This is a genomic window from Lunatibacter salilacus (genome assembly GCF_009797935.1).
Classification (GTDB): Bacteria; Bacteroidota; Bacteroidia; order Cytophagales; family Cyclobacteriaceae; genus Lunatibacter; species Lunatibacter salilacus.
In genome coordinates, this window is record NZ_VOLC01000066.1 from 1 (window position 1) to 531 (window position 531).

Genomic DNA, 531 nt, shown 5'->3' on the forward strand with positions numbered 1-531 from the left:
TCGAAACGGTACAGGACAATGTGGACGCCAACAAAACGGCCGCTGAAACTGCCATCGCCCTCAAGGAGGATTCCGCCAACAAGTCCACCGACATCACCCTTTCGGACGCCACCAACACCAAGTTCCCGACCGAACTTGCGGTGCGAACCTTTGTCAACGCATCAGCGGCGGAAGGTAGCGGAGCCCTTGCCGACGAGGTTGCCCGTGCCATTGCGGCCGAGGAAAAGCTGGCCCTGGACCTGGAAGCCGAAACAACCCGTGCAATTGATGCCGAATCTACACTATCCGAAGATCTTTCCGCTGAAACGGACAGAGCAATTGCTGCCGAAACTACGTTAACCACGGATCTTTTAGCCGAAACAATCCGTGCAACTTCCGCAGAGGACAAGCTAAACGCAGATCTTTCTGCCGAAACAACCCGGGCAATTGCCGCCGAAACTACGTTAACCACAGATCTTTTAGCCGAGACAGCACGAGCGACTTCCGCGGAAGGAGTATTGCAAGTCAATATCGAAACGGTACAGGACAATG

The 531-nt window shown here is 54.4% G+C and carries 1 protein-coding gene; it reads left to right on the forward strand.

What is annotated here, in order from left to right:
* The coding region (locus FQ608_RS27155) for a hypothetical protein (RefSeq protein WP_199856493.1) at positions 1–531 on the forward strand (531 nt) is incomplete at both ends.